Raw genomic sequence first — 23,622 nt, 5'->3', positions numbered from 1 at the left:
GTTAAAAAATAATTTTCAGACTGTCAGTGTGCCCAGCCAGTCTTCCAGCTCGCAGACCCGGGCAATACTCCGTAGTCCGTCGGGCACACTCTGTAAACGCAGGCTGCCTTCACGCCCTTCCAGGGCCCGCGCAGCAACCAGTATGAGTGACAGTCCGACGCTGTTGGTCAAGGTGACGCCGGCAAAATCAAGTGTAATATCGCTGGACTGTGCCTTGACTGCCTCCTCGATATCGGAGCGCAGACTCACCGCAGTGGTAAAGTCCAACACACCCTCGAGCCGAATCAGGCCGTTGTTGTCACTGACAATACTGGCGCTCAATTCTCTACCTCTTTTTCTACTGTCTTGGCGGACTGGGCAACCACGGTCCCCCAATTGTCGATAACGGCATCCAGATCGCCACGGTGGGACTGCATTGCCTGGGCGAACTGATCACGGAACAGCAAGCCCATGTTGATACCTTCCACTATGACGTTGCGCACCTTCCACTGGTCGTCAATAAGAACCATGGTGTAGGTAACGGGGTATACCATGCCATTGGAGGTACGAATCTCCATGTCGACACTAGTGCGGTCATCACCGTATTTGCCCCGACCTGTGGGTGGCAACACCTTGATCATACCGCTATCGAATTCCAGCAGGGCGTTACCGTAAAACTGCACCATGCTGCGCTTGAAAGTCTCGATAAAGCGGTCCATCTGCTCGTCGGTAGCACGGCCGCTGTAACGCACCGTCATCACGCTGCGCGCAATCCCACGGAAGTCGACCACCGGATTCATGATCTCGTTGAGTCCGTCAAGGAAGGCGTCCGTGTCCTGTTTGTAGGTCTCGCGGTTGGCGTCCAGAACTTCCATTACCCGTACGGAAGTGTCTTCGACCACTTCATGGGGCGTAAGCGCCGCGTGCACCGCAAGCGGAGCAGCAAGGGCCAGTACCAGCAGTGCTTTGAACATGGCTCGCATAATCATTCTCCGTATTAGTCTTCTTTACTGACGGTGCTGAGGAGGAAACGACCAATCAGCTCTTCCAGTACCAGTGCCGATTGAGTGTCCACAATTCGATCGCCATCCTTGAGCATGGTGTCCTCACCACCCACGCTGATGCCGACATATTTTTCACCGAGCAAACCCGCTGTAAGGATCGAGGCTGCACTATCAGAAGGCAAGGTGTTGACGCTGCCGTCGATCGCCATTTCGACCCGCGCTGTGTAACGGGTCTTGTCGAACTCGATGGCCGTCACCTGGCCGATGGTTACACCGGACATGGTGACCTTGGCACGGGGAGTCAGGCCGGCAATATTGTCAAAATGGGCATGAACCTTATAGGTATCAGCTCCCGGGCTGACGCTCAGCCCGCTGACCCGCAGCGCCAGAACCAGCAGTGCCATGATGCCAACCAGTATGAACAGGCCGACGGTCAACTCTAAAGTACGGGTACGCATGTTCGGTTTCCTTGCTGATCAGAACATCAAAGCTGTGAGGATAAAGTCCAGGCCGAGTACGGCAAGGGAGGCATAAACAACGGTACGGGTGGTTGCCCGGCTGATACCTTCCGAGGTGGGCTCGCAATCATAACCCTGGAATACCGCGATCCAGGTAACCACAAACGCGAAGGCCACTGCCTTTATGAGGCCGTTGATGATATCGCTGCCAAACTCCACGGAGTTTTGCATATTGGCCCAGTATGAGCCTGAATAAACGCCGAGCCAGTCGACCGCAACCATGGCTCCGCCCCAAATCCCGACAACGCAGAAGATCATTGCCAGCAGTGGCATGGACACGAAGCCAGCCCACAATCGCGGCGCAATCACATACTTGAGCGGATCGACGCCAATCATCTCCAGGCCGGATAACTGCTCAGTCGCTTTCATCAAGCCAATTTCGGCAGTCAGCGCGGAACCCGCACGGCCTGCAAACAATAGAGCAGTCACAACCGGCCCAAGTTCACGCAGCAGGGTCAAAGCTACCATCTGCCCCACTGCCTGCTCGGAACCGTAGGTACTGAGAATATTGTAGCCCTGCAGGGCCAGCACCATCCCGATAAAGAGTCCGGATACGATGATGATTGCCAGAGACAGTACGCCCACGGCATAGAGCTGTTTGATGAACAGGCTCCAGCCACTGCCAAAGTTTGAACGACCAGTGATGGCATGGAATAGAAACACGCCGGACCGGCCGATGGCTGCGATCACGTCCAGCCCGGAGGCACCCATCAACGCCAGGCGATCAGCGAGGGTCTTCATTTATGCTCACCCCGCTGCAACAGATCGCTGGTCAATTCGTCAGCCGGATAATGGAAAGGTACCGGTCCATCTGGCTCGCCGCGCATGAACTGCCGGATGCGCGGGTTACTGGACTCCATCAGCTCGCCCGGCGCCCCGTGGCCCAATACCTGTCCATCAGCAATCACGTATAAATAGTCGGCAATACTGGCGGTTTCGGTCAGGTCGTGGGACACCACAATACTGGTCAGCCCCAGCGCATCATTGAGCAACCGGATCAGACGCACCAGCACACCCATTGAGATTGGGTCCTGACCTACGAAGGGTTCGTCGTACATCAACAATTGCGGGTCGAGTGCGATGGCGCGCGCCAGCGCTACACGCCGCTTCATTCCGCCGGACAGCTCGTCGGGCATCAATGTGTGCGCGCCGCGCAAACCCACAGCCTGCAGCTTGAGCTTGACGATATCGCCGATCATGTCCTCGCTGAGCTCGGTGTGCACCCTCAAAGGAAAAGCCACGTTTTCAAACACACTCAGGTCTGTGAACAACGCGCCACTCTGAAACAACATGCCCATGTTCTGCCGGGCGCGGAAAAGATCGCCTCGTTTGAGCTTGGGAATATCCTGTCCGTTGACCAGTACTGCGCCGCTTTCGGGCCGCAGCTGCGCGCCAATCAACCGCAGCAAGGTGGTCTTGCCGCAGCCTGAAGGCCCCATGATCCCGGTCACCTTGCCGCGCGGAATACGGATATCCACACCATCAAAAATGGTGCGTCCGCTGCGCTTGAAGGTGACCTGTTTGAGGTCAACGATGAATTCTGAATCGTCGGTCATAAAAAAATCGGGCTTCCTGGCTACCGGCGCAAGGCGGGCAAAATGAACGCGCTAATATAACAGTTTGGTGTATCCAGCCCAAGTGAGGGCTGCACAATAAAACCGCCGCGCAATATTCGCCAACACAATGCCACCCTTGTGCGGACTTAACAGCGGCGGCAAGACTGGCAACGGATGAGTTAAAGGAGACAAGGCGCTATACTCTCACGCTTGCCAACAGACGAAGTGTGCATATGCCTGATTTTGATTTTACCGCTTCCGCGCGGCGTAGCATCGAGATGGAGCGCGACGCGGTTCACAGCCTACTTGAGCGCCTTGACGAGGGCTTCGTCAAAGCCTGTGATGCCCTGCTGTCATGTACAGGACGCATTGTTGTAACCGGCATGGGCAAGTCCGGACATATAGGCAAGAAAATTGCGGCCACTCTGGCCAGCACTGGCTCCCCTGCTTTTTTTGTGCATCCGGGCGAAGCCAGTCACGGCGACATGGGCATGATCACCCGGCAGGACGTGGTCATCGCCTTGTCCAACTCCGGCAACACTGCCGAAGTCGTCACATTGCTGCCGCTGCTCAAGCGTCTCGGGGTACCGCTGATCAGTATTACCGGCAATCCCGACTCGGTCTTGGCCAAGGCGGCTCTGGCCAACCTGCATACCGGTGTTGAGCAGGAAGCCTGCCCGTTGAATCTGGCGCCGACATCCAGTACTACTACTGCGCTGGTCATGGGCGACGCCCTGGCTATTGCATTGCTCGAAGCCCGCGGCTTCAGCGCCGAGGATTTTGCCTTCTCTCACCCCGGGGGCACACTGGGACGCCGATTACTGCTGCTGGTTGACGATATAATGCACGACGGTGAGCGGATGCCCATGGTTACCCCGCAAACATCACTGCGCGACGCGCTCCTGGAGATGACCCGCAAGGGCCTGGGTCTCACAGGGATTACCGATCAACAGGGCAGGCTCGCTGGCATATTCACCGACGGCGACCTGCGTCGCACACTGGATCAGAACCTGGATATCCACACCTCGAGCATCTCCCTGGTGATGACCCCGCAGTGCAAGACAGTGAGCCAGGGCGCCCTTGCTGCCGAGGCATTGAAGATCATGGAAGACGCCAAGATCAACGGGCTTTTTGTAGTTGACCCGGATGGCCGACCGGTGGGCGCATTGAATATGCACGACCTGTTGCGCGCGGGGGTAGTATGAGCTCGATCGAATCAGGCATGAGTGCTGACCTGAGCCGCCGCGCAGCCGGCATCCGACTGGCGATTTTCGATGTCGATGGAGTGCTTACCGATGGCCGGTTGTTCTTCATGCCTGACGGCACCGAATTCAAATCCTTCAATACCCTGGACGGCCACGGCATCAAGATGCTGATGGCTTCGGGCGTTGAAGTGGCGATTATCAGTGGTCGCAAGTCACCGCTGGTGGAAAACCGCGCAGCAAATCTGGGCATCAAGCATTTGATTCAGGGGCGCGAAGACAAACTCAACGCACTTGCCGAGCTACGCGAGATATTGCCCTTCGAGCTCGAGCAGATCGCTTTCCTGGGCGATGATCTTCCAGACCTTCCGGTCATGCGCCGCGTCGGACTGGGTGTGGCGGTGGCCACGGCTGACAGCTTTGTGCGCGAGCAGGCCCATTGCGTCACCCGTGCAGCAGGCGGCGCTGGAGCAGCCCGGGAATTCTGCGAAATGATAATGGGCGCGCAGGGCACACTTGGCAAAGCACGCGAGGCTTATCTCTGATGTTTGCTATCCCACGCTACTTACGCACTGCCGGACTGATAGGCCTGGCAGTAGCCCTGGCACTGGCCGTGGGGTATTTCAATATTCGGCCCTCCTCCTTCGACCAGGAGCCGCTGGTGACCGACCCGCTGCAACCGGATTTTTTCATGGAAAATACGCAGATACTCATGTTCAACGGACAGGGGACACCGGCATACCAGCTGCGTAGCACCCGGGCAACGCATCAACGCACCGATGACAGTACGCAGCTTGAACAGCCAAACCTGTTGTACTATCGCCCCGGCGAAGAGCACCCCTGGTTGCTGCAGGCGCAACAGGGCGCCGTAACCAAAGGCGGCAATCAAGTGCAATTGAACACCGATGTACTGCTGCAGCGGCAGGATCCCACTGAGCCCTCGGCACGCATGACCACGCAGGCTCTGACGCTGTTTCCCGAGCGTGATTATGCCGAAACGGCACAAAGCGTTAGAATCGAGACCGCTGGCAGCGTCACCACTGCTGACGGCATGCAGGTTTTTCTTGATGACGGCCGCCTGGAGCTGCTGTCCAACGTACGAGGTCAGCATGAGCTTCAATAAATTCCTGCCGGTGGTCGCACTGCTGCTGGTTGCCAGCCTGCCGGCAATGGCATTACCTCAGGACAGCAACCAGCCGATCCGAATCCAGGCCAACAGTGCCACCCTGGATGAGCGCCGCAACACTGCGGTCTACCGGGGCAACGTCATTATTACCCAGGGCAGCATGCGCCTCACTGGAAACCAGGTCACGCTGGCTACCGACAGTGCCGGTGCGGTGAGCAAGATCACCAGCACGGGAAACCCCGCTACCTACACTCAGACCCCCGGCGAAAACGACGGCGAAGTGAACGCCCGCGCGCAGACCATCGAGTACTTTGCCGACAGCGAACGCGTAGTACTGATCGACCAGGCACGCCTGGAGCAGCGCGGCAACACCTTTCAGGGTGACTTCGTCAGCTACGACATCAATGAACAGGTGGTAGACGCGGGACGACCGGCGGCGGGTGACTCGGGCGAACCGGGGCGCATCGAAATCGTGATCCAGCCCCGCCAACGCGATGAAGCCGCCAATCCATGACCGGGCCCGCCATGACCGAATCTGCTGCAACCGTCCTCGAAGCACGCCATCTGGCCAAGGCCTACAAGACGAGAAAGGTCGTTGAGGATGTGTCCCTGTCCATCCGCAGTGGCGAAGTAGTTGGCCTGCTTGGCCCTAATGGCGCTGGCAAGACCACCTGCTTCTACATGATTGTCGGGCTGGTGAAGGCCGACCATGGTCACATACTGGTAGACGGCCTCGACGTCACCCATCTGCCCATGCATGGACGGGCTCGCCAGGGCATCGGCTACCTCCCCCAGGAGGCATCCATTTTCCGCAAGCTGAGTGTGGCCGACAATATCATGGCGATACTCCAGACTCGCAAGGATCTGGACCGGCAGGGCCGGCTCGACAAGCTGAGCTCCCTGATGCACGAATTTCATATCCATCATCTGGCCGACAGCAAGGGCATGAGTCTGTCCGGCGGCGAGCGCCGTCGTGCTGAGATAGCTCGCGCGCTGGCAAGTGACCCCAAGTTCATTCTGCTCGATGAGCCCTTTGCCGGTGTGGATCCGATCTCGGTAAACGATATAAAACAGATCATTCAGCATCTCAGGGACAAGGGCATTGGCGTGCTGATCACCGATCACAATGTGCGCGAGACACTCGACATCTGCGACAAGGCCTACATCGTCAGCGATGGGCATATTATCGCCGAGGGAAACGCGCAGGCCGTACTCGACAATCAGCTGGTCAAGGATGTGTATCTGGGCCAAGAGTTCCGGCTATAAAAACAGGGTCGATTCAGGCATGCTAGCCTCAGGCCAGCCTCGCACCAACGCCAGTAATAGCGCATAAGGTAATACGTCCGATAATGAAACCTACGCTCGTCCTCAAGATGGGGCAGCAGCTGACCATGACGCCGCAGCTGCAGCAGGCCATCAGACTGCTCCAACTGTCGAGTCTCGACCTCCAACAGGAGGTTCAGGAGGCCCTTGAAGCTAATCCGATGCTGGAAATGGCTGACGAGGCTGACGATGATCATGGCGGCTCGGGATCAGATGGAGCCGACAACGACGATGCCCCCGCCGTCTCCGTACCCGAGCCGGTTGAAATGGACGCCATTGATCAGCACTCCCAGGCCGCCGAGGAAGGCAACTGGAATGAACAGATTCCTAGCGATTTGCCCGTAGATACCCAGTGGGAAGATGTCTATCAGACATCGGCAAGCTCGCTCCCCAGCGGCGATGATGATGACTGGGATTTCACTTCCCGCACCGGTACCGGTGAAACGCTGCAAAGCCACCTGGAATGGCAGCTGAACCTGATTCCTCTTTCGGAAACCGACCAGCTCATTGCACTATCGATCATTGATGCAATCAATGCAGACGGCTATCTGGAGGAGTCTCTCGAAGAGATCCTTGCCTCCATCGACCCGGAGCGCGAAGTGGAGCTCGACGAAATCGAAATGGTGCTGCACCGAATCCAGCAGTTCGAACCCGTGGGTGTAGGGGCACGTGATCTGAGCGAGTGCCTGCTGCTGCAACTGCGCCAGCTGCCGGCCGACACCCCGCTGCTGGAGCAGGCACAGAAGGTCGTGCGCGATCATCTGGGCTTGCTTGGCAGTCGCGATTTCAGTCAGCTGATGCGTCGCACACGGCTCAAGGAAGACCAGCTGGGTCGCGTTATCGCGTTGATCCAGACGCTCAACCCCCGCCCCGGCTCGGAAATAGCTTCGGGTGAACCCGAATATGTGATCCCCGATGTTATTGTGCGCCGCGACAGCAACCGCTGGATTGTCGAGCTGAATCAGGAATCTGTTCCCAAGATCCGGGTCAACAGCCAATACGCCTCCATGGTACGGCGTGCCGACTCCAGCACAGACAACACCTACCTGCGCAATAACCTGCAGGAAGCACGCTGGTTCATTAAGAGCCTGCAAAGCCGCAACGAAACATTGATGAAAGTGGCCACTCAGATTGTCGAGCACCAGCGCGAGTTTCTCGAGTACGGTGAAGAAGCAATGAAGCCCCTGGTGCTGCACGACATAGCCGAAGCCGTAGGTATGCATGAATCAACGATCTCGCGGGTAACTACGCAGAAATTCATGCACACGCCTCGGGGTATCTTCGAGCTTAAGTACTTTTTTTCCAGCCATGTCGGCACCTCTGAAGGCGGCGAATTTTCCTCCACGGCGATCCGCGCGCTGATCAAGAAACTGGTCTCGACAGAAAACCCGAAGAAACCATTGAGCGACAGCAAGATCGCTGGTTTACTGGAAGAGCAGGGAATTGATGTAGCCCGTCGTACCATCGCCAAGTACCGCGAATCGCTCAATATCGCTCCGTCGAGCGAACGTAAGCGGATTGTCTGACCGGCGGGCCTGATACGCAGAGCACGAAATACGGCATTATGGGGAATCGACTTCGTTTCCCTGCTTCATCAAGCCAATCAGGAGAAGTCATATGCAACTGAACCTAAGCGGTCATCAGCTCGACATTACCGATCCACTGCGCAATTACGTGAACGAGAAAATGTCCCGCCTGGAGCGACATTTCGACAAGATTACCAATGTTCAGGTCATACTCGAAGTCGAGAACTTCCGACAGAAAGCTGAAGCTATCCTGCATGTAGCCGGCGGCGAGGTAGTCGCCAACGCAGAGCACACAGACATGTACGCCGCCATTGACCTGATGACCGACAAACTTGATCGGCAGCTGATAAAGCACAAGGAAAAAAACCTCAATCGCCAGCAAGGCGTCAACGACCGCTAACCGCTAAGGCAACCGTAGCCAAAACCCATGCAAATTGATCACATACTGACCCCCCAGCGCACCTTTGCCGGTGTGCAGGGGGGCTCCAAGAAAAAGATGCTCGAGCTGATCGGCAAGATGATCGCCCAACATAGTCATCTTGATCCCGACAGCATTTACCAGAACCTGATAGCCAGGGAGAAACTTGGCTCAACCGGTTTTGGTAACGGTATAGCCATACCCCACTGTCGGCTGGAGGATTGCCATAAACCGGTAGGCGCGCTGTTCCAGCTGCAATCGAAAATTGATTTTGATGCACTGGACGGAGAACCGGTGGACCTTATCTTTGTGCTGCTGGTCCCACAGGAAGCCACCGAACAGCATTTACAGATACTCAAGATGCTTGCCGAAAAGCTTGACCAGGCTAGCCTGCGTGAAGCCTTGCGCGAAGCGGACGATGCCGATGAGCTTTATCGCATCATGACCGTTACAGACTCGGATACCTGAGCGCCATGCATCTTGTTGTAGTCAGTGGTCGTTCCGGGTCCGGCAAAAGTACCGCGCTGCACCTGCTGGAAGATAACGGGTTTTATTGCATCGACAATCTACCCGCGGGGCTGCTGCCAGACCTGGCACGGCAGGCCAACAAATCAGGCATGCAATTACCCAAGGTCGCCATCAGCATCGATGCAAGAAATCTGCGCAGTGACTTGCAGCGGTTTCCCGAGCTGTTGGCGCAGGTACGTGATAGTGGCATTACCTGTGACGTGATTTTTCTTGCTGCCACCGATGAAGTGCTGATCAAGCGTTTTTCAGAGACCCGCCGCAAGCATCCGCTCACCGACCAGAGCCACTCCCTGGCCGAAGCAATAGCGGCCGAGCTCCGTCTGCTTGAGCCTATCATCGACCTAGCCAACCTGAAGATCGATACCAGCCATCTCAATCTCTACCAGCTACGCGACACCCTGAAGCAGCGTCTGCTGGGTAGCCAGGGTAGTGCGCCGTCCGTTCTGATCCAGTCCTTCGGATTCAAGCGGGGCGTACCCGTTGATGCGGATCTGGTGTTTGATGTGCGATGCCTGCCCAACCCTTACTGGAAACCCGAACTGAGGCAGTTCTCCGGCAAGGATCAACCTGTTCGCGACTTTCTCGACGCCCAACCCGACGCCCAGGAAATGTTCGAGGACATACATCGATTTCTGAGCAAGTGGCTGCCGCGCTACGCCGCTGGTGAACGCAGCTACATGACCATTGCGATTGGCTGCACCGGAGGGCACCACCGTTCGGTCTATATTGCCGAACGACTTTTGCAGGCTCTGGGCAGCAAAACAGCCAACATGCTTATCCGCCACAGGGATATTCCCTGACCATGCTCACCAGGCGCACGCTGATTATCAACAAGCTCGGCCTGCATGCCCGAGCTGCAGCCAAGTTCGTTGGCGTAGCCAATCGACACGGCTGTGAAGTACGTATCGGCTCAACAGAAGAAGATCAGGTCAATGGCAAAAGCATCATGCAGGTCATGATGCTGGCAGCCGGCAAGGGCAGCGAAGTCTGCATCACCTGCCAAGGTGACGACGCTGAACAGGCGATGCAGGAACTGCTGGCATTGATTGAGGATTATTTCGAAGAGGGGGAGTGAAAGCGGCAAGCCGCTAGGCTCAAGCGGCAAGCTACAAGCGGCAAGCCTCAAGCTAAAAGCCAAAGCCAAAGCCACGCTGCGGCCTGTTAACTCTAATGGTGCGCTCCCTGCAACACCTGCTCCATTGTCTTCAGCACCCAACTGATTCCGTCATACCCTCGGCGGGAATCCAGGCGGATTCTTTCGATACAAACCTGAACCTCAACTCAGCCAGACTCCCGCTTGCCGCTTGTAGCTTGTAGCTTGCCGCTTGCCGCTGCTTTACTCCCCTCCCACCGTCATCCCGTCCACCAGCCAGCTCCCGGTCAGATTATTCCCGCGTCGCTCGATGTCCGATCCCACACAACGCAGATTAGCGAACATATCCTTCAGGTTGCCAGCTATGGTCACTTCCTGAACCGGGTGCTGAATCTGGCCATTCTCCACCCAGAACCCACCGGCTCCGCGAGAATAGTCTCCGGTAACGCCATTGACGCCCTGCCCCATCAGTTCGGTGACCAGCAGCCCCGTACCCATCTCCTGCAGCAAAGCTTCGAGATCGCCAGCGTTACTGGTGATGTGCAAATTATGTACGCCACCAGCGTTAGCGGTACTGGGCAGTCCAAGCTTGCGGCCGGAGTAGGTGCTGAGTACCCAACTGATCAACCTGCCCTGATCGACAAATGCCTGCTCGCGGGTGGCCAGACCATCGCCATCGAACGTCGAGCTGCCAAGTGCACGCGGCATATAGGGCCGCTCATCAATGCTCACCCAGGTTGGGAAGATAGGCTGACCCAATGCATCAAGTAAAAAGGTGGACTGACGATAAACCGCGCCGCCGGCGATCGCGCCAATCAGGTGCCCCAGCAGGCCTGCAGCCTGGTCCGCGGCGAACAATACCGGGACCTTGGCCGTTTTGATCGGTCTTGAGCCGAGCCGAGCCAGCGTGCGTTGCGCGGCCTTGCGTCCAAGCGCTTGCGGACTCGGCAGATTGCCCGCCTGACGGTCTACGTCGTACCAGTAATCGCGCTGCATGCCCTGGTCGGACGCGACAATCATCACTGCAGAAGCACTGTGCCGGGTACCCATGGAACTACCGATAAAACCGTTGCTGTTGCCATAGACACGGCAACCCTTCTGAGTGCTCACGTTAGCGCTGTCGCTGGTGAGCCGAGGGTCGGTTTCCAGGGCAGCAGCCTCGCAGGCAAGCGCTCGCTCGATGGCCTCGCTGGCGTCCAGATTCCAGGGGTGGTACAGGTCCAGGTCAGGCAGGTCTTGGGCCATAAGCTCAGGATCAGCGAGACCTGCAAAGCTGTCTTCTGAAGCATGCTGGGCAATACCCAGGGCTGCCTTGATCGCCGCACTGATCGCCTCGTCGGAGGTATCGGAAGTGCTAGCCGAGCCCTTGCGCTGCCCAACGTGAAGACTGATCGCAAAACCCTGGTCGCGATTGAATTCGACGGTTTCCACTTCGCCCTGACGCACCGCAACCGACAGTCCGGTGTTCTGGCTTACGCCTACCTCACAGGCAGTCGCACCCTGGCGACGTGACTCTTCAAGAATAAAGGCAACTCGCTGTTCTAGTTCCTGACGCAGGGTATCCTGGCGCAGCGCATGGGGATCTTCCTGTCGGGTGGGCTGGTAATCGGTCATGTAATCTCCTCTCAGGCGGGCATTGTACCGCGGACAGCCCCGCTGTGAACGGGTATCATGGCGCATTGAAAAGTAACCGCATGTAGTAACCAGAGGCGGGCCGCAACGAGGTGACCATGACAGACTTCTACGACGAGGAACAGGATGACGAGGGCGTCAGCAGATCGCAGCTCAAACGTGAGCGCGATGAGCTGCGCGCCCTTGGGCGCCGACTGATTGACCTCAAACCTGCCCAGTTGGCCAAGCTTAACCTGACCGACAAACTGCTCGCCGCTCTGGAAGAGGCGCCGCGTCACACCGCCCGCGGTGCGCTGAAACGGCATTTGAGCTTTGTTGGCAAACAGATGCCCGATCAGGATATCGATGCCATTCGCGCTTATCTGGATCGGCTCGACAGCAGCAGCCAAGCCCATGCCCAACATTTCCATCAGATCGAACGTTGGCGTGACCGGCTACTCACAGGTAATGCCGAGGACCAGGAAGCGTTCATGGCTGCCTACCCTCAGACTGATCGTCAGCAATTACGCCAGCTGATACGCCAGGCCGCCAAGGAAGCTGCCGAGAACAAACCACCAGCGGCATCGCGGAAGATTTTCAAACTGGTGCGCGAGACCGTCGAACAGGACCTCTGAGCCACTCACCTCCGCGCCGCACGCAAAAAAAGGCCGCGCCCTTTCGGGAGCGGCCTTCTATCTTGCCAATCGGGTCAACCCGGCAGGACTTATCCGGCCAGATCTATCCCTCCAGATCTATCAATAGCCCAGTGCGAAGTTCTCTTCCGGCATATCCATCAGGTTGTCAGCACCCGACAGCATCGCATCTACATGCGTGCGGGTACGCGGCAAGATGCGCTGGAAGTAGAAACGCGCAGTCTGCAGCTTGGCCTGGTAGAAAGCGGCATCGGAGGTGCCTTCAGCCAGCTTGGCTGCAGCAACCCGAGCCATGTCAGCCCAGAAGTAGGCCAGACAGGCGTAACCGGAATACATGCAATAATCGACAGATGCCGCGCCAACCATCTCACGGTCCTTCATCGCTGCCATGCCGATCTTCATGGTCAGCTCGCCCCATTCCTTGTTCAACGCGTTAAGCGGCGCTACAAACTCGGAAATAGCTTCGTTGCCTTCTTCGGTTTGACAGAACTTGTGCACGATCTTGGTGAAGCACTTGAGCGCTTCGCCCTGGGTCATCAGTACCTTGCGACCCAGCAGGTCCAGTGCCTGAATACCGGTAGTGCCTTCATACAGCATGGAGATACGGGCATCACGCACGTTCTGCTCCATGCCCCACTCGGCGATGAAACCGTGGCCACCGTAGATCTGTACGCCATGGTTAGCCGCTTCAAAACCGACTTCAGTCATGAACGCCTTGGCGATAGGAGTCAGGAAGGCCAAGAGCGCGTCAGCTTGCTTCTTCTGTGCTTCGTCCTGGCTGTTCTTGACGATGTCCACCTGCTGGGCAGTGAAGTACACCATGGCGCGGCTGCCTTCGGCAAAGGCCTTCATGGTCAATAGCATACGACGTACATCAGGGTGCACGATGATCGGGTCAGCCGCCTTCTCAGGCGCCTTCGGACCAGTCAGCGAACGCATCTGCAGACGATCACGGGCGTACTGGATGCCACCCTGGAAGCCGACTTCAGCATGGGCCAGCCCCTGCAGAGCAGTACCCAGGCGGGCAGTGTTCATAAAGGTGAACATGGCGTTCAGACCCTTGTTCGGTGGCCCGATCAAAAAGCCGGTAGCGCCGTCAAAGTTCATCACGCAGGTAGCGTTACCGTGGATACCCATCTTGTGCTCAAGGGAACCGCAGTTCACGCCGTTACGCTCACCCTTCTCGCCATTCGCGTCAGGCAGGAACTTGGGAACGATAAACAGCGAGATACCCTTGGTGCCAGCCGGTGCGTCGGGCAGGCGGGCCAGAACGATGTGGACGATATTCTCGGCCATGTCGTGCTCACCGGAAGAGATGAAGATCTTGGTACCGCTGAGCTTGTAGCTTCCGTCAGCCTGGGGCTCTGCCTTGGTACGCAGCATGCCCAGATCCGTTCCACAATGGGATTCGGTCAGGCACATGGTGCCTGTCCACTGACCAGAAACAAGCTTGGTCAGGTAAGTGTGCTTGTGCTCGTCAGTGCCGTGCTGCGCGATGGTGTTCATGCAACCATGTGACAGGCCAGGGTACATACCCCAGGACCAGTTTGCCTGACCAACCATTTCGCTGACTGCCAGACCCAGTGACTCGGGCAGACCCTGGCCGCCATGATCAACATCATGGGCCAGACTAGGCCAGCCGCCTTCAACGTACTGAGCGTAGGCTTCCTTGAAACCGGTCGGGGTCTTGACGCCCTCCGCGCTCCAGGTACAGCCCTCGGTATCGCCCACGCGATTCAGGGGGGCAATCACCTGCTCACAGAATTTGGCGCCCTCTTCGAGAATGGCGTTAACCATGTCCGGCGTCGCGTCTTCGCAGCCGGGCAGGCTCTTGTAGTGTTCTTCATATCCCAGGACTTCGTCACGGACGAAGCGGATGTCACGCAGGGGAGCCTTGTAATCTGGCATGGTACTTGACCTCAACGGTTGAAACGGGATTCAAGAGCAGCTGTTGGCTGCGGACTAGGTGCTGATTCAAACAGACGTTTGAAACATACGTTTAGACCTTAGATATGTCAAGCCCCAGTCATCCGCTGGCCCGGGAATTATTTGTAACCTGCCCGCGCCCACGCACCATTACTTGCAATGCACAAAACAACGGCTGAAGTACGAAGGAAGGGAAGCAGAAAGATACGGCAGATTCAGGCGCTGGCGCTGAAGGTTGCCTGTGCATACTGTGACGAGGAATCTATCTGGCGATAGGTGGCCAGCTCCCGGGAGCCGGACACCACCGGTGCGGCATCCGGCTGCTCTATGACATCAGTTTCTGCCTCACCGGACTCATTCCCGGAGGCAGCAGACCGCGGTTCAGCTTCCACGGTGCTGGAAGCGATTTCTGAGCGCGCCTGGGCAATCAGTTGCGCCGCCTGGGCGGCGACTACCCGGTCCTGTCCGGAGGGCTCGGCCGGTGCCAGCGCGGCACGCTGCACCTGTTGCATCTTGTTGATGGTCGCTGCCGGATCACCTGAGACAGGGGATATGTCAATCGAGACCGAACCACCCGTCGCGTAAAGACGCCCATCGGGTCCACGACTGTAATCGTAACTGACGCCACCCGCGTACTGACCACCGACGGCCATGTGCGCCTGCTCGTGGGCGCGAACCTCACGATCCCTGGCTGCCAGGTCCTGAATCTCGGCCTGCTCGATCATTTCCAGCCTGGCTTCTCTGCTCGCCAGCTCCTGGCGAACTTGCGCCTCGCGCTGCGAGCTATCGTCCGACTCTTTCGCAACGCCGCCCTCTCCGACTAGGGAACCCGGCAGATCGTTACGGATACCGGCAGATTGTCCACTTGGCGGATTCTCCCCCTCACCAGGGGCGGCAGTTGCCATACCTGCGGAAACTGCTACGGGAAACTGATCACCCGCAGAAAAACCGCGCGCGGGCTCCGCACGAGCGGACGGCGGTATGTAGGATGGAAAAGGAGAATACGAGCCAATGCTGCTCACGGGCGTTCCAATGGCCTGATTAAATCAGGCCTTCACGTCCAGAAGAGTGCCAAGCACTTCAGAAGCAGTATCGATAACGGAAGAACCCGCCTCGACCTCGCGCTGACCCTGTCGCATTTCGACCAGGCTGTCTACCAGATTGACCGGGCGGTTGCTGTCCACTGCGGTAGTAGCCGCGGGCTTGTCGATGGCAGGCTGCAGCGGTACAGCCTGAGAGGCAGCCGGATCGGCAGGGACGCCCACGCGCGCAATTTCTGCTGCGGCAGTCGACGCACGGTACTGACCCTGACGGACACTGTTCATGCCGGCTGACATCAAATCGAGACTAGCCATGAGCATAACTCCTTGGTGTGTTAACACTGCTATTGAAGCACAAAGCCACTACCTGGAATACCGGCCCGCTACCGCTTTCAGACCAGCGGTGTTATATCCAGAAAATCCGCCACAAGATCCGCGGTAGCATCTTCCAACCAGGGCACATAGCCCAGATAAGGCGCCTGTATCAACTTTTTCAGTGTAGCCAGATTCTCCTGTGGACGACTCATGTCAGGGTCCACCTGGTTTGCAACCCAGCCGGCCAGCTCGATGCCATCCGCCGCGATCGCTTCAGCCGTAAGAATAGCGTGGTTGATACAGCCCAGGCGCATACCCACAACCATGATGACCGGTACCCGGAGTTCGCGTGCCAAATCAGCCAGGGTCTGCTCCGGATTGAGAGGAACGCGCCAGCCACCCGCGCCCTCAACCAGGGTAAATTCGGCCTTGCGATCAAATACCTGCAGGCAACCACCGGCGAGGAGTTCGACCGTCAGATTCGCACCCTCTTCATTCGCTGCAATATGCGGTGCGATAGCCGCCTCCAGTGTGACTGGATTGATCAGCTCGTAGGCCAATGCCGGATCGCACTGGGCCTGCAGGGCCAAGGCATCTTCATTGCGCAGGCCCTCGCTGGTACGCTCGCAGCCAGCCGCGACAGGCTTGGCCGCTGCAGTGGTAAGCCCTGTGCGTCGAGCTGCACACAACAAGCCACAGGCGATGGTGGTCTTGCCGATTTCAGTGTCGGTGCCAGTCACAAAATAACGCTTGAGCATGTCATGACTCCTTGAACATGAGAATTTGCGCGACCTGATAGGTAGCGGGCAGCCCTTCGGGTTGGCGGAACGCTTCATAAGCCTGGGTCAGAGCGCGCAGTCGCGCGCGCCCGGTGAGGCCTCCCGGCCTGCCCTGATTGATATTGTGCGCGCCCAATGCCTTGAGCTCGCGGGTCAGTTCGCCTAGCTGGCCATACCGCAGCACGTGGGTCTCTAAGTCACAACGCCAATGCGAAAAACCGGATGCGGCCAGAATCTGTCGAAGCTCGTCAGAAGGCATAAATCGGTTGACGTGCACGAAAGCATCCACCGACTGCCAGGCACGTTGCAACTCGAACAACGTCCCTTCAACCAGAGTGTTAAAAGCAAGACAACCGCCCGGGCGCAGCGCCTGCCGCGCTTCTGCGATTGCCCGCGCAAGGTCGGGACACCACTGCAGCGCCAGACTGGAAAAAATCAGATCCTGGGAGGCCGGGCGCAGAGGAAGAGCCTCTGCATCAGCCACTACCCAGCGCGGTTGCCTGTCGAGCAGGGCATGTTCGGAACCATTGCACTGGCGGGCAAAACGTAGCATGCCCTCGGCCAGATCCAGACCTGCTGCGGCAACCGCAAAACGCTGCGTCAGAGCTCGGGTGAAATAACCCGTGCCCGCACCCAGATCAACGATCTCATGCGCCTGCAGCTGGGCGGGTATGCGTGCCAGCAGGTTACTCCCCGCACTCCGCTGAAAGGCTGCCGCCTGATCGTAAGTAGCTGCGGCGCGACTGAATGAATCCGCGACCCGTTGCTTGTCTATCGCTGTCTCAGACATTGGCGGTCTCCAGGAAACCGGCGATCTGATCGGCCAGCCAGAGGGGTTGCTCGAGCACGATCGCATGGCTGGCCTCTGGATGTACAACCACCCGCGCCACGCCTGGCTCAGCCAGGCGTTCCAGCGGCCCAGCCGCATCAGCGGGCACCAGAGCATCGTTAGCGCCCAGGCAATGCAGCATCGGCGCTACACTGCGCGATAGCGGCACACGATTGTCCACAACCGCCAGTAACGCCAGACCATTGAGGCGTTGCTGGTGATCGGCTCGGTCCCACTCCAGCAACTTACCCAGACTGCGACGCTGCGCACTGCCTTGCGTCACCAACAGTGCGAAACGCTTCAGCGTTTTCTCTGGCTCGCTGCGCATATCCGCGAAGAACTGCTTGAAAGTGTCAGACGGCATCGCGGTCGGCCAGTCGGCTCTCGCGACAAAACAGGCATTAGTGGCGATAGTAACTACCGCGCTGAAGCGCTCGGGAAAACGACGCTGCAGCTGTAGTGCGAGCATGCCTCCGAGTGACCAGCCAACCAGCACGCCCGGCTTCAGGCTCTCAGCCAGCGCGGTCAAATCCGGCTCCATGCTGGAAAGCTGGATTGCTGGCAGCGCATGACACCCCACTCGGCTGGCTGGCAAGCGCTCCAGCAGGGCATCACGCAGCGACTGCATTGTTGTTGGGGCCATCGCCCAGCCAGGCAGCAAGCTGATATCAGTCATGTGTCTGCTCCGGCAGTTTGGTCAGCGCATGCTTCAGGGCGGCTATCAGTTGCCCCACGTCATCCTCGCTATGAGCGGCGCACAGGGTGACGCGCAATCTGGCGGTGCCTTGGGGTACAGTCGGCGGACGAATCGCGGTAACCAGAATCCCCTGCTCACGCAGCGCGGCAGACAATGCCAGCGCGCGGGCGCTGCTACCCACCAGAATAGGCTGAATGGGGCTAGGGCTGTCCATCAGCTCCAGCCCGAGCTCGGCAACGCCGGCGCGAAACTGTGTAATCAGTTGCTGCAGGTGATCGCGGCGCCAGTGTTCATCGCGCAGCAACTGCAGACTGGCCAGTGTGGCGCATGCCACTGCGGGTGGCTGGCTAGTGGTGTATATGTATGGTCGGGCGAATTGAATCAATGTCTCGATCAACTCCTCACTGCCAGCAATAAAGGCGCCCGCGGTACCAAAACCCTTGCCCAAGGTACCTATCAATACCGGGACATCCCCCATGCCCAGGCCGAAATGCTCGACAATGCCGCCGCCGTTCCTGCCCAGGCAGCCGAAACCGTGGGCATCATCCACCATGACCCAGGCATCCTTGGCTCGTGCGGTCGCACACAGGGAAGGCAGGTCGGCAAGATCGCCGTCCATACTGAACACCCCGTCAGTCACAACCAGCGTATTTCCCACGGCCTTTTCCAGCCGGGATGCCAGGCTGACCGGGTCATTGTGCAGATAACGCGAGAACCGCGCGCCACTGAGCAGGCCCGCATCCAGGAGAGATGCGTGATTGAGACGGTCCTGCAAAATGGTATCGCCCTTGCCGACCAGCGCCGTCACCGCGCCGATATTGGCCATATAACCGCTGGACATCAGCAGTGCTCGCGGCCGACCGGTAAAGTGCGCCAGGGCTTCTTCCAGCTGATGATGTGGTTCGCTGTGACCGACCACCAGATGCGAGGCGCCGCCACCGACACCCCACTGGCGCGCACCCCGGGTGAATGCATCGATCACTTCCGGGTGGTTGGCCAGCCCCAGGTAATCGTTACTACAAAATGCCAATAATGCCTGCCCGTCCACCGTCACCCTAACGCCCTGGGGCGACTCGAGCAGCGGACGCTGACGATACAGGTGAGCGGCACGGCGCTCGGCAAGACGGGACGACAGGTCGAAGGACATATGGCTCACACAGCTGCAAGCGGCAAGCTTCAAGCAGCAAGCTGACCGTGCGCACTGATAGTCGAATTGATCGGGGACACCCTGAGGGTGCCGAGAGCACCCGCAGCTTGTCACTTGAAGCTTGAAGCTTGCGGCTGCTGTTTATCAGCCTGCCGCGTTAACAAACATTTCGCTATCACGCTGCTCGACCAGGGCTTGCTCGATCGCGGCCTGGTGCACTTCGTCGTCGTGCTCCTGGCGCTCTTCGGGCTTGATGCCCAGACGCTCGAACAGACGCATGTCTTTCTCGGCCTGCGGATTGGAGGTGGTCAGCAGCCGGTCACCGTAGAAGATCGAGTTGGCGCCAGCGAAAAATGCCAGGGCCTGGGTCTGCTCGTTCATCTGTTCGCGACCTGCAGACAGACGCACATGGGACTTGGGCATCATGATGCGCGCTACGGCCAGGGTGCGGATAAAATCAAAGGGATCAACATCCTCTTCGTTTTCCAGCGGCGTGCCCTTGACCTTGACCAGCATGTTGATCGGCACACTCTCGGGATGCTCTGGCAGGTTGGCCAACTGGATCAGCAGACCAGCGCGATCCTCAATGGATTCACCCATACCCAGAATACCGCCGGAGCAGATCTTCATGCCCGCATCACGCACATAGGAAAGCGTTTCCAAGCGATCACCGAATGTGCGAGTGGTGATGATACTGCTATAGAATTCGGGGGAGGTGTCCAGGTTGTGGTTGTAGTAGTCCAGCCCGGCGTCGGCCAGTGCAGCTGTCTGCTCCTTGGTCAGCTTGCCCAGGGTCATGCAGGTTTCCAGACCCAACTTGCGTACACCCTTGACCATCTCCAGAACGTAGGGCATGTCCTTCTCGGAAGGATGCTTCCATGCCGCGCCCATACAGAAGCGGGTTGCGCCAATCGCCTTGGCTGCAGCGGCCTCATCCAGCACTTTTTGCACTTCCAGCAGCTTTTCCTTTTCCAGGCCAGTGTTGTAGTGGCCGGACTGGGGGCAATACTTGCAATCCTCTGGGCAAGAACCGGTCTTGATCGACAGCAACGTTGAGACCTGCACCCGGTTGGCATCGAAATGCTGGCGGTGAACGGTCTGGGCCTGGAACAGCAGGTCGTTGAAAGGCTGACGGAACAGGGCCAGCACGTCTGCCGGTGTCCAGTTGTGGCGGGTTACTGAGGCTGTCATGAATTAGATCCTGGCGGTTGCACGGAAAACGGAGTTGGTTGAAGCTATGAGTCGCATGATAACGGCGGCAAGGAGGCTGTCAACCATTGAACATATCGCAGGTTTACAAGTGGTTAATTAATAGCCATCCGAGCCGTTGCCTGTTGTGCCTGGGCGACGGCGCCCAGACCACTAGCGGAATCTGCGACGCCTGCCGCACAGATCTGCCCTGGCTGCACAGCCAATGCCGACGCTGCGCCCTGCCGCTCCCCGTAGACAACCAGCTGTGCGGCAAGTGTCAGCTGCGCAACCCCACCTTTGCACAGGTGGTCAGCCCCCTGCTGTACCGCTTCCCCATCGACAGCCTGATTCCAGCCTTCAAATATCACGACCAACTGATCTACGGCAGACTCCTGGCGCGCCTACTGGCTGAGGCAGTTCATTTTCACTACAGCGAACATGATCAATCGTTGCCCGACCGGGTGCTGCCTATGCCGCTGCATCCAAAGCGCCAGGCCAGACGCGGTTTCAATCAGGCCCAGGAAATCGCCGGTCCGGTGGCCAGATATCTGCAGCTCCCACTGTGCAGGCATAGCCTGCGGCGGGTGCGCCACACCGCGGCACAACAGGGGCTAAGTGCCAATGATCGCAAACGCAATCTGGCCAACGCTTTTCAATCTCCGCCAACGGCGGCGGTTACCGGCCTGCATCTGGCTCTTGTCGATGACGTGGTGACTACCGGTACCACCGCCGACGCAGCCAGTCAGACATTGATAGAGGCCGGCGCTGCCAGCGTGAGCATCTGGTGCATAGCCAGAACCCCCTGAGCCATCCCCCGGCAAATCTCCACCGGCACCCTAGCTCTGTCGCTTGAAGCTTGCGGCTTGCGGTCATAAGCGCGAACATGACCGTCTATTCTTGCTGGCTGCTCAACCATGGACTCGCAACACCCCTTTGCTCTACTGACACCCGACACCGTGCTCGATGCGGTGGAGTCCCTTGGCTTTCTCAGTGATGCACGCACTCTAACGTTGAACAGCTACGAGAACCGGGTTTTTCAGATAGGTATTGAGGGCGCACAGCCACTGATTGCCAAATTCTACCGCCCTGTGCGCTGGAGCGATGAAGCCATACTCGAGGAGCATGCCTATTCGCTCGAATTGGCTGACAGGGACATTCCAGTCATTCCGCCGATGCAGGTCGAAGGCCGCACGCTGTTCGAGTTTGCCGGCTTTCGCTTCAGCCTGTTCAAGCGCTTTGGTGGACGCGCACCGGAACTGGATAATCCCGACCACCTGTTGATGCTTGGCCGTCTGGTTGGTCGCCTGCATGCGGTGGGAGCGATGCGCCCCTTCGAACACCGACCATCGCTCACTGTGCAGAGCTTCGGCCACGACAGTATTGCCTGGCTGCGCGACTCTGGCGTAGTACCCGAGAATCTGCGTCCGGCGTACTTCTCCGTTGCCGACGACCTGATGCAGGTGATCGACCAGCGCATGCAAGCAGTCCCGTACAAAACGATCCGGCTTCACGGCGATCTGCATGTAGGCAACCTGCTCTGGCGAGACGAAAGCCTGTATATGGTCGACATGGACGACTGCCGGCAGGGCCCGGCAATTCAGGATCTGTGGATGATGCTGTCTGGTGACCATAACCAGCGTCAGGCCCAACTGGCCGAGCTGGTAGAAGGTTACAACGAGTTTCACGACTTCGATCCACGCCAGTTGGCTCTGATAGAATCGCTGAGAACATTGCGTCTGGTACATTACAGCGCCTGGTTGGCACGTCGCTGGGACGATCCGGCCTTTCCGCGGCACTTTCCCTGGTTTGCCAGCGAGCGGTACTGGGCAGACCAGGTCTTGACCCTGCGCGAGCAGCGCGCGGCGCTTGATGAGCCGCTGCTTCGGCTGTTCTGATCAGACGGCATAAGAGATATCAATGGCCGTTTTCAGTCACCTTTTGACTGCATACACTGCACGCACTTTTCACAGAGGCACCGAGCATGTCCGATACCCTACTTGATTCACGCAACCTGGCCTTCGAACTCTACGAAGTGCTGGATGCCGAAGGCCTGACCGAGCGCCCTCGCTTCGCCGATCACAACCGTGAGACCTTTGACGCGGCTATCAATACTGCGCGCACCATTGCCGACAAGTATTTCGCGCCGCACAACCGCAAGAGCGACGAGAACGAGCCCAAGTACGTCGATGGTGCGGCCGAGCTCATCCCGGAAGTGAAACCGGCCGTCGACGCCTTCCTCGAAGCCGGCTTTCTGAATGCAACGCGCACCTTCGAGCAGGGCGGCATGCAGATGCCCAACCTGCTGTCCCAGGCCTGCTTTGCGCATTTCCAGTCAGCCAATGCCGCCACCTCCTCTTATGCAATGCTGACAATGGGCGCAGCCAACCTGATCGAGAACTTTGGTAGCGAAGAGCAGAAGGAGCGCTTCCTGCAGCCTATGATCGAGGGTCGCTTCTTCGGCACCATGGCGCTGACCGAGCCGCATGCCGGCTCGTCGCTGTCGGATATCCGCACCAAGGCAGAACCTGCCGAGGACGGCAGCTATCGCCTCAAGGGCAACAAGATCTATATTTCCGGTGGCGACCATCCGCTTTCGGAAAACATCGTGCACATGGTGCTGGCCAAGCTGCCCGATGCTCCCCCCGGTGTGAAAGGCATTTCGCTGTTCATCGTGCCCAAGTTTCTGGTCAATGATGACGGCACCGTCGGCGAGCGCAACGACGTTGCCCTGGCCGGTCTGTTCCACAAGATGGGCTGGCGCGGCACCACCTCAACCGCGTTGAACTTTGGCGAAAAAGGCGAGTGCGTGGGCTATCTGGTAGGCAAGCCGCACAACGGGCTGTCGTACATGTTCCAGATGATGAACGAAGCACGTATCGGTGTGGGTATGGGCGCGGTCATGCTCGGCTATGCCGGCTACCTGTACTCCCTGGAATATGCTCGTGATCGTCCCCAGGGCCGGCTACCCGATGGCAAGGACCCGTCTTCGCCACAGGTGTCGATCATCCAGCACACTGACATCAAGCGCCTGCTGCTGACCCAGAAAGCCTATGTGGAAGGCGCGTTCGATCTGGGCCTCTACGCTGCACGCCTGTTCGATGATACCGAGACCCTGGAAACCGAAGAGGAGCGCAAGACCGCCCTTGAACTGCTCGATCTGC

At 58.3% G+C, this 23,622-nt stretch carries 28 protein-coding genes; 14 read left to right on the top strand and 14 right to left on the bottom strand.

Annotated elements, in window-relative coordinates:
• Nucleotides 1-15: 15 nt before the first annotated feature.
• The 5 genes from FZF01_RS16885 to FZF01_RS16865 are packed head-to-tail and all read right to left on the bottom strand — an operon-like array spanning nucleotide 16 to nucleotide 3,057.
• The gene (locus FZF01_RS16885; RefSeq protein ID WP_188434485.1) at nucleotides 16-321 is read right to left on the bottom strand and encodes an STAS domain-containing protein; all 306 of its coding nucleotides are present in this window, start codon (nucleotides 319-321) and stop codon (nucleotides 16-18) included.
• Entirely contained in the window at nucleotides 318-953 is a 636-nt protein-coding gene (locus FZF01_RS16880; protein ID WP_150279272.1) for an MlaC/ttg2D family ABC transporter substrate-binding protein, read from the bottom strand. The genes FZF01_RS16885 and FZF01_RS16880 overlap by 4 nt, the downstream gene beginning before the upstream one ends.
• Nucleotides 954-976: 23 nt before the next feature.
• Entirely contained in the window at nucleotides 977-1,441 is a 465-nt protein-coding gene (gene mlaD, locus FZF01_RS16875; RefSeq protein WP_150279245.1) for an outer membrane lipid asymmetry maintenance protein MlaD, read from the bottom strand.
• 18 nt (nucleotides 1,442-1,459) lie between these two features.
• On the bottom strand, nucleotides 1,460-2,242 hold the full coding sequence (gene mlaE, locus FZF01_RS16870; protein WP_150279244.1) for a lipid asymmetry maintenance ABC transporter permease subunit MlaE: 783 nt from the start codon (nucleotides 2,240-2,242) through the stop codon (nucleotides 1,460-1,462).
• A complete protein-coding gene (locus tag FZF01_RS16865; RefSeq protein WP_150279243.1) occupies nucleotides 2,239-3,057 on the bottom strand; it encodes an ATP-binding cassette domain-containing protein in 819 nt (272 codons plus the stop codon). The genes mlaE and FZF01_RS16865 overlap by 4 nt, the downstream gene beginning before the upstream one ends.
• 233 nt (nucleotides 3,058-3,290) lie before the next feature.
• On the opposite strand from FZF01_RS16865, the gene FZF01_RS16860 reads away from it, so the two are divergent.
• The 10 genes from FZF01_RS16860 (at nucleotide 3,291) to FZF01_RS16815 (ending at nucleotide 10,255) form a co-directional block, all read left to right on the top strand.
• Nucleotides 3,291-4,262, top strand: coding sequence for a KpsF/GutQ family sugar-phosphate isomerase (locus FZF01_RS16860; protein WP_150279242.1), 972 nt, complete (start codon nucleotides 3,291-3,293; stop codon nucleotides 4,260-4,262).
• A 17-nt stretch (nucleotides 4,263-4,279) separates the two neighbouring features.
• Nucleotides 4,280-4,804, top strand: a complete 525-nt coding sequence (locus FZF01_RS16855; protein ID WP_150279271.1) for a KdsC family phosphatase — start codon at nucleotides 4,280-4,282, stop codon at nucleotides 4,802-4,804.
• A complete protein-coding gene (gene lptC / locus FZF01_RS16850; protein ID WP_150279241.1) occupies nucleotides 4,804-5,382 on the top strand; it encodes an LPS export ABC transporter periplasmic protein LptC in 579 nt (192 codons plus the stop codon). The genes FZF01_RS16855 and lptC overlap by 1 nt, the downstream gene beginning before the upstream one ends.
• Complete coding sequence (gene lptA / locus FZF01_RS16845) at nucleotides 5,369-5,899, top strand: lipopolysaccharide transport periplasmic protein LptA (RefSeq protein ID WP_150279240.1); 531 nt, start codon at nucleotides 5,369-5,371, stop codon at nucleotides 5,897-5,899. Before lptC ends, lptA begins: the two co-directional genes overlap by 14 nt.
• 11 nt (nucleotides 5,900-5,910) lie before the next feature.
• Nucleotides 5,911-6,651 (top strand): LPS export ABC transporter ATP-binding protein, encoded by a 741-nt coding sequence (gene lptB / locus FZF01_RS16840; RefSeq protein ID WP_150279270.1) that lies wholly within the window; start codon nucleotides 5,911-5,913, stop codon nucleotides 6,649-6,651.
• 83 nt (nucleotides 6,652-6,734) lie between these two features.
• Nucleotides 6,735-8,234, top strand: coding sequence for an RNA polymerase factor sigma-54 (locus FZF01_RS16835; RefSeq protein ID WP_150279239.1), 1,500 nt, complete (start codon nucleotides 6,735-6,737; stop codon nucleotides 8,232-8,234).
• Nucleotides 8,235-8,325: 91 nt separating this feature from the next.
• Complete coding sequence (gene hpf / locus FZF01_RS16830; RefSeq protein WP_150279238.1) at nucleotides 8,326-8,634, top strand: ribosome hibernation-promoting factor, HPF/YfiA family; 309 nt, start codon at nucleotides 8,326-8,328, stop codon at nucleotides 8,632-8,634.
• A 27-nt stretch (nucleotides 8,635-8,661) separates the two neighbouring features.
• Nucleotides 8,662-9,120 (top strand): PTS IIA-like nitrogen regulatory protein PtsN, encoded by a 459-nt coding sequence (gene ptsN / locus FZF01_RS16825; RefSeq protein WP_150279237.1) that lies wholly within the window; start codon nucleotides 8,662-8,664, stop codon nucleotides 9,118-9,120.
• 5 nt (nucleotides 9,121-9,125) lie between these two features.
• Nucleotides 9,126-9,980: an RNase adapter RapZ gene (gene rapZ, locus FZF01_RS16820; protein ID WP_150279236.1), complete on the top strand. Its 855-nt coding sequence runs from the start codon at nucleotides 9,126-9,128 to the stop codon at nucleotides 9,978-9,980.
• A gap of 2 nt (nucleotides 9,981-9,982) precedes the next feature.
• Entirely contained in the window at nucleotides 9,983-10,255 is a 273-nt protein-coding gene (locus FZF01_RS16815; RefSeq protein ID WP_150279235.1) for an HPr family phosphocarrier protein, read from the top strand.
• A 261-nt stretch (nucleotides 10,256-10,516) separates the two neighbouring features.
• On the opposite strand, the gene pmbA is transcribed toward FZF01_RS16815, so the two are convergent.
• Nucleotides 10,517-11,887, bottom strand: coding sequence for a metalloprotease PmbA (gene pmbA / locus FZF01_RS16810; RefSeq protein ID WP_150279234.1), 1,371 nt, complete (start codon nucleotides 11,885-11,887; stop codon nucleotides 10,517-10,519).
• Between the two features lie 116 nt (nucleotides 11,888-12,003).
• On the opposite strand from pmbA, the gene yjgA reads away from it, so the two are divergent.
• Entirely contained in the window at nucleotides 12,004-12,519 is a 516-nt protein-coding gene (gene yjgA, locus FZF01_RS16805; protein WP_150279233.1) for a ribosome biogenesis factor YjgA, read from the top strand.
• A gap of 120 nt (nucleotides 12,520-12,639) precedes the next feature.
• Here yjgA and FZF01_RS16800 read toward each other — a convergent pair whose 3' ends face one another.
• From FZF01_RS16800 to bioB, 8 genes are all read right to left on the bottom strand, one after another.
• Nucleotides 12,640-14,445 (bottom strand): phenylacyl-CoA dehydrogenase, encoded by a 1,806-nt coding sequence (locus tag FZF01_RS16800; protein WP_150279232.1) that lies wholly within the window; start codon nucleotides 14,443-14,445, stop codon nucleotides 12,640-12,642.
• Nucleotides 14,446-14,678: 233 nt separating this feature from the next.
• Entirely contained in the window at nucleotides 14,679-15,368 is a 690-nt protein-coding gene (locus FZF01_RS16795; protein WP_150279231.1) for a putative metalloprotease CJM1_0395 family protein, read from the bottom strand.
• 141 nt (nucleotides 15,369-15,509) lie between these two features.
• Nucleotides 15,510-15,818: a flagellar basal body rod C-terminal domain-containing protein gene (locus FZF01_RS16790; protein WP_150279230.1), complete on the bottom strand. Its 309-nt coding sequence runs from the start codon at nucleotides 15,816-15,818 to the stop codon at nucleotides 15,510-15,512.
• A 77-nt stretch (nucleotides 15,819-15,895) separates the two neighbouring features.
• Nucleotides 15,896-16,576: a dethiobiotin synthase gene (gene bioD, locus FZF01_RS16785; protein ID WP_150279229.1), complete on the bottom strand. Its 681-nt coding sequence runs from the start codon at nucleotides 16,574-16,576 to the stop codon at nucleotides 15,896-15,898.
• A gap of 1 nt (nucleotide 16,577) precedes the next feature.
• On the bottom strand, nucleotides 16,578-17,387 hold the full coding sequence (gene bioC, locus FZF01_RS16780) for a malonyl-ACP O-methyltransferase BioC (RefSeq protein ID WP_150279228.1): 810 nt from the start codon (nucleotides 17,385-17,387) through the stop codon (nucleotides 16,578-16,580).
• A complete protein-coding gene (locus tag FZF01_RS16775; protein ID WP_150279227.1) occupies nucleotides 17,380-18,102 on the bottom strand; it encodes an alpha/beta fold hydrolase in 723 nt (240 codons plus the stop codon). The genes bioC and FZF01_RS16775 overlap by 8 nt, the downstream gene beginning before the upstream one ends.
• The gene (gene bioF / locus FZF01_RS16770) at nucleotides 18,095-19,270 is read right to left on the bottom strand and encodes an 8-amino-7-oxononanoate synthase (RefSeq protein WP_150279226.1); all 1,176 of its coding nucleotides are present in this window, start codon (nucleotides 19,268-19,270) and stop codon (nucleotides 18,095-18,097) included. The genes FZF01_RS16775 and bioF overlap by 8 nt, the downstream gene beginning before the upstream one ends.
• Before the next feature lie 144 nt (nucleotides 19,271-19,414).
• Nucleotides 19,415-20,461, bottom strand: a complete 1,047-nt coding sequence (bioB, locus tag FZF01_RS16765; RefSeq protein ID WP_150279225.1) for a biotin synthase BioB — start codon at nucleotides 20,459-20,461, stop codon at nucleotides 19,415-19,417.
• 86 nt (nucleotides 20,462-20,547) lie between these two features.
• Here bioB and FZF01_RS16760 point away from each other — a divergent pair, with 86 nt between their 5' ends.
• The 3 genes from FZF01_RS16760 to FZF01_RS16750 form a co-directional block, all read left to right on the top strand.
• Nucleotides 20,548-21,267 carry a ComF family protein gene (locus FZF01_RS16760; protein WP_150279224.1) on the top strand — a complete coding sequence of 240 codons (720 nt, stop codon included), beginning with the start codon at nucleotides 20,548-20,550 and terminating at the stop codon, nucleotides 21,265-21,267.
• A gap of 108 nt (nucleotides 21,268-21,375) precedes the next feature.
• Nucleotides 21,376-22,356 carry a serine/threonine protein kinase gene (locus FZF01_RS16755; RefSeq protein WP_150279223.1) on the top strand — a complete coding sequence of 327 codons (981 nt, stop codon included), beginning with the start codon at nucleotides 21,376-21,378 and terminating at the stop codon, nucleotides 22,354-22,356.
• An 86-nt stretch (nucleotides 22,357-22,442) separates the two neighbouring features.
• On the top strand, nucleotides 22,443-23,622 hold a 1,180-nt coding region (locus FZF01_RS16750; RefSeq protein ID WP_223825549.1), incomplete at its 3' end, for an acyl-CoA dehydrogenase family protein.

The organism is Halopseudomonas salina (genome assembly GCF_008641105.1).
Note: the sequence above shows the minus strand (reverse complement) of the source record. Positions and strands in the feature narration are given on the sequence as shown.